Annotated in this window: 5 protein-coding genes; 2 read left to right on the forward strand and 3 right to left on the reverse strand. The window is 65.6% G+C overall.

Features of this window, described 5'->3' with window-relative positions:
- Nucleotides 1–173 precede the first annotated feature (173 nt).
- Together L6Q96_22940 and L6Q96_22945 are read left to right on the forward strand one after the other, a co-directional pair.
- Nucleotides 174–752 carry a peptidyl-prolyl cis-trans isomerase gene (locus tag L6Q96_22940; protein MCK6557406.1) on the forward strand — a complete coding sequence of 193 codons (579 nt, stop codon included), beginning with the start codon at nt 174–176 and terminating at the stop codon, nt 750–752.
- Nucleotides 753–837: 85 nt separating this feature from the next.
- Nucleotides 838–1,509, forward strand: coding sequence for an HAD family phosphatase (locus tag L6Q96_22945; protein ID MCK6557407.1), 672 nt, complete (start codon nt 838–840; stop codon nt 1,507–1,509).
- A gap of 18 nt (nt 1,510–1,527) precedes the next feature.
- Here the strand turns inward: L6Q96_22945 and L6Q96_22950 are convergent, their stop codons facing one another.
- The 3 genes from L6Q96_22950 to L6Q96_22960 form a co-directional block, all read right to left on the reverse strand.
- Nucleotides 1,528–2,133: a YceI family protein gene (locus L6Q96_22950; GenBank protein ID MCK6557408.1), complete on the reverse strand. Its 606-nt coding sequence runs from the start codon at nt 2,131–2,133 to the stop codon at nt 1,528–1,530.
- A 128-nt stretch (nt 2,134–2,261) separates the two neighbouring features.
- A complete protein-coding gene (locus tag L6Q96_22955) occupies nt 2,262–3,041 on the reverse strand; it encodes an RES family NAD+ phosphorylase (protein MCK6557409.1) in 780 nt (259 codons plus the stop codon).
- Entirely contained in the window at nt 3,001–3,387 is a 387-nt protein-coding gene (locus L6Q96_22960; protein MCK6557410.1) for a DUF2384 domain-containing protein, read from the reverse strand. Before L6Q96_22960 ends, L6Q96_22955 begins: the two co-directional genes overlap by 41 nt.
- Nucleotides 3,388–3,686 lie beyond the last annotated feature (299 nt).

Below are 3,686 nucleotides of genomic sequence, written 5' to 3' on the forward strand. Positions count from 1 at the left end.
CCGGCTTTCGCCGGGACAAGCTTCGCGGGGGTGGCGGCTTACGGGCATGCAGACATCTGTTAGCGCCGGATTAGGGGATCGACTGCCGACTTGCGCCGTCGAGGGGAGTGCGCCAGAGTACGCCGTTGCGGCCACACCGGTCGCGGAGAATAGAGGGTTCGGAGGGACGAATCATGCGTGGAACTCTAACGGCGCTGGCATTGGCGTTCGCGGCTTCGACGGTCGCGGCGGGTCCGGCAGAAGGGAAGAATCCAGTGGTCCTGATTTCGACATCGTTGGGCGACATCAAGGTGGAGTTGTACGAAGACAAGGCACCGATCACGGTCAAGAATTTCCTCGCCTACGTGAACGACAAGTCCTACGACGGCACCATCTTCCACCGGGTCATCCCCGCCTTCATGATCCAGGGGGGCGGTTTCGACCAGAGCATGACCCAGAAGCCGACCAAGCCGCCGATCAAGAACGAGGCGAGCAACGGTCTCAAGAACGACAACGGCACGATCGCCATGGCGCGCACCGGGGTCGTCGACAGCGCCACGAGCCAGTTCTTCATCAACACCAAGGACAACGCCTTCCTGAACCACCGGGACGACACCCCGCAGGGCTACGGTTATGCCGTGTTCGGCAAGGTGATCGGCGGGATGGACGTTGTGCAGAAGATCGAGAAGGTCGCGACCACGAACCGCGGCGGGCACCAGAACGTGCCGTCAGAGCCGGTGGTGATCAAGTCGATAACGGTGGCGCAACAGTGAGGAGGCGCCGGCGGCCGGCGATCGGCGGTCGGCCGGCGGCGGCGCGGGGCGCGGAAGTGCCGGCGGCCGGTCGTTGATTCGGCCCATGCAGATCGGTCTCGTCTTCGATCTCGACGGTGTGCTCATCGACTCGGAGGGGCTGCAGCACCGTGCATACGGCGCGATCCTCGAGCGGTACGGCGTGAGGGTCGACAAAGCCGAATACGCGGACCGCTGGATCCGTACGGGGACGGGTCCCGAGTATGCCGTCGCCAGGTACGGCCTGCCGATCTCGGCGGAGGAGTTGCGCGCCATGAAAGCGCCGATTTATCACGAGATCCTGCGTGCGGAGGCGCGGTTGATGCCCGGTGTCGAGGCGGCGCTGGATCGCCTGCGCGTGCGCTTCCCGCTGGCGGTGGCTACCAACTCGGGTGCGCCCGACACCGATTACGTGCTCGATCGGTTCGGGCTGCGGGGGGCATTTGCGGCGGTGATAACACGCGAGCGCTACGTCCATCCGAAGCCCGCCCCGGACTGTATCGTCGCCGCCGCGGAAGCGCTTGGCGTCGCACCTGCGGCCTGCGCGGTGATCGAGGACTCGCAGCGCGGGGTCGGTGCGGCGCATCGTGCCGGTGCGACGGCGATTGCCGTGCCGAACGAATACACGGACAAGAGCGACTTCAGCTTTGCGGCGGCTATTCTCGGCAGCCTGGACGAACTGACGGTCCCGCTCGTCGAGGCGCTGGTTCCTCGGCGAGGCGGGCGGCCGCCTCGGTAGGCGGCCGCGCCGGCGCCGTTATCTGACAGCCACCGCCTGCTGCACCAGTTCGACGTCGATGATGACATCGACGTCGTTGCCGACGACGAGGCCGCCGTTATCCATCACCTTGCTGAAATTGACGCCGAAGTCCTTCCGGTTGAGGCGCGTCTTGGCGACGCCGCCGATCTTGTTATTGCCGAAGGGGTCCTTCAGCGGGTTGGGGGAGCCCTCGACTTCGAGCGTTACCTCTTTCGTCACGCCGCGCAGGGTCAGGTCGCCGAGAACGGTGTAGCGGTCGTTGGCGACTTTGACGATTTTTTTCGACTTGAAGGTAATGGTCGGGTACTTCGCGGTATCCAGGAAATCGGGCTCGCGCAGGTGCTGGTCGCGTTTGGCATCGCGGGTATCGATGCCGTTGGCGTCGATGGTTGCCTCGATGGTCGACCCGGTTACATCCTGTTCGTTCAGGTTGAGGGTTCCGCTGACCTTGCCGAGGTGGCCGCGGACTGTGGAGATCACCATGTGCTTCACGGCGAACTGGACATTGGTGTGGCTGGGGTCGATCACCCAGGTGCCGGCGTGCGCCCCGCCGGCGGTCAATGTTGCGGCCAGCGTGGCAATCCCGATCGGTATCAGTCGCATGTCTACGTTCCTCCGTAAGTTGTTGGCCCGAGTTCCATCCGGGACCCTGCGTGTCGGTGCCCGACAGTGAACCGGAGGACGGCGGTCATGGCAAGACGGTGGTGCAATTCCGCGCACGGCCGAGACATTCATTTTCTCGGAGTCGGTATCGCTGTCGGTATCGGTATCGATCCCTCCACGACGAACTCGGCTCGGTGGAACGTAAAGCGCCGCTTGCGAAACAGGTCCTTCTTGGACAGCTCCACGTGCTGCCGGGTGGCGGTACACACCCAGGTACTGGGTGCGCTCGGCTTGCGGCGCGCGAACGCCGGGGCAAAGAGCCCGATGTTGGTACCGCGTGCGGGATCGCGTGCCGAGACGTAGAGGAACGCTTCGACGCCGGCCTCGCGCATCTCGCGCCCCAGAGGCTGCGACACGGCGTAGCTCGTCTTCGACGAAATCTGCGCTTCGTGCGCGGCGAACGGTGGGACGGTGAGGTCGACGCCCCTGTTCGTCCGCACCGCGGCCGCGAAGGCGGAGAGTTCCACCGTCACCGTCCCAAGATCCGCCGCGGTGCCTTCGAGGAAGACGAGCCGGTAGTAGGCTACCTCGGCGAAGGCCGCCGGCAGGGTGCGCGCTCCGTACCAGATCCCGCGTTCCGTGCGCGTGCCGAATCGCGATCCGTGGGGGAGCGGCGGATGGCGAAACGGCGTGGAGAGCAGGAAGTGCAGGCGAGCGAAAGCGCGGTCGGACGGGAGCGGTGGCTTGACGATCTCGATGAGTTGCTCCAACAGCTCCTGCTCGGCATCGGAGTCGACCAGTCGCCGCGTCGAGGTGACGAACTGCGACTCGACCACCCGCCAGGCCGCCAGCGACAGGGCCGTGACCCTAGAGCTTCCCGCGCATCGCGTCCAGATACTCTGCGACATGCACCAGGCCCTCGACGCGCTGGACGCGAGTGGCGGGGATGCCGCCGACGTGCGTATTCGGAGCGTGAAACCACGCCCGCACCGCCTCTTCCTTCCCGCCGAGCAAGGCGTCGAGGGCACGAAAGATACGGATGAGCAACAGCGCGCACTCGCCTTCCTTGGTGTCCGCCTGCAGACGACGCTCGCCGGTCGCCAGGCGCGACATGGTCGCGGCGCTGATGCCGATGATGCGCGCCGTATCCTTCTGGGAAAGGGCCAGCAGAGCCGCGGTGCGCAGGAGCGCCCGGGTCAGCACGACGCTGGCATCGGGGCGGGACCGGGCGGCGGTGCGGGCTGGAAGGGTCATTTCATATGGAAAATAGGGCAGAATAATTTCAAATGCAACGCGGTGGGAAGAGCCCTATCTAACCGCCGCTGCACCGCGTAGCACCATCGTTCCCGGGTCCCCCCTCGCGTGTCGTACCAAGAGTACCAACGCGTTCTCTATCCTCTGGGACGTGGCTAGCAGCGGGACGAAGACGCACGCAGTGGCGGTCCCCGCCTTTACCGCGCTGCTCCGCCGATGGCCGCGATCAGGTCCTCGAGGCGGACGACCTCGACGTCGAGATCCCCGATATGGCGGGTGAGCGGCCGGGGCGTGTCGGC

It is taken from the genome of Candidatus Binatia bacterium (assembly GCA_023150935.1).
GTDB lineage: Bacteria > Desulfobacterota > Binatia > HRBIN30 > HRBIN30 > JAKLJW01.